At 69.9% G+C, this 1,367-nt stretch carries 1 protein-coding gene; it reads left to right on the top strand.

From position 1 onward, the window contains the following. Positions 1 to 1,367 (top strand): amino acid adenylation domain-containing protein (locus ACYVGK_RS17960; protein ID WP_460736256.1); only part of this gene is annotated, 1,367 nt, incomplete at both ends.

Here is a 1,367-nt window from a genome sequence, read left to right on the forward strand (position 1 = left end):
AGCTATGCGGAACTGGACGCGCGCTCCGACCGCCTGGCGCGCTACCTGATCGATTCGGGCGTCACGCCCGGAGCGCGGGTCGGCCTGTACCTGTCGCGTTCGCCGGCGCTGGTGATCGCGGTGCTCGGAGCGCTGAAGGCAGGCGCGGCCTACGTGCCGCTGGAGCCGAAGCTGCCGAAGGATCGATTGGGCTACATGGTGGAGGACGCAGGCATCGGCTGGGCGCTGCTAGAAGCGGCATCGATGGACGAACTGCCGTTGCAGGGCGTCGACGTGGTGTTGATGGACGGCGCGGCCACCGAGGAAGACTGGCTGGGCGACTGCGTCGAAGGCGAGCTGCCGTCGGTGGCGGCGCATGACATCGCGTACGTGATCTACACCTCCGGTTCAACCGGCCGCCCGAAGGGCGTGATGGTGGAGCACGGCGGGTTGTCGAACTACCTGGCGCACGCGGTGGATGCCTATCTGCCGGGTCTGGCGGGTGCGGTGGTGAGTTCGCCGCTGTGCTTCGACGCGACGCTGACGACGCTGCTGCCGCCGCTGCTGGCGGGCAAGCCGGTGTGGCTGCTGCCGGACGAGTCGCACACGCAGACGCTGTCGCGGCTGTCGGAGCGGTTGTTCACGACGGGCGAAGGTTGGCTGTTCAAGATCACGCCGGCGCACCTGGAGGCCTTGTCGTACCTGGAGCGGGACGTGGCCGCGTGCGAGGCGCCGCACTGCATCGTGGTGGGCGGCGAGCAGTTGCCGGCCTCGACGCTACGGCGCTGGAAGGGCGAACTGCTGCCGCAGGCGAGGTTCGTGAACGAGTACGGCCCGACCGAGACGGTGGTGGGCTGCAGCGTGTGGACGCTGTCGACGCAGGAGGAGCTGTCGTGGCTGGACGGCTCGGCGGCGACGCCGATCGGTCGGCCGATCGGCAACACGCAGTTGTACGTGCTGGATGCGCACCGGCAGTTGCAGCCGCTGGGCAGCGTGGGCGAGTTGTACATCGGCGGCGCGGGCGTGGCGCGGGGCTATCTGAACCGGCCGGAGCTGACGGCGGAGCGGTTCGTGGACAACGTGTTCGGCGCGGGCCGGCTGTATCGCACGGGCGATCTGGTGCGACACCTGGAAGACGGGGAGCTGGAGTTCGTCGGCCGGATCGACGACCAGGTGAAGATCCGCGGCTTCCGGATCGAGCTGGGCGAGATCGAGGCGGCGCTGGTATCGCAACCGGGCGTGCGCGAGGCGGTGGTGCTGGTGCGCGAGGACGCGCCGGGCGACCGTCGTCTGGTGGCGTACGTGGTGGCGGCGGACGGCGCGACGCTGGACGCGCACGTGCTGCGCGAGGCGTTGTCGCAGTCGCTGCCGGAGTACATGGTGCCGGC

Source organism: Lysobacter tyrosinilyticus, assembly GCF_054779815.1.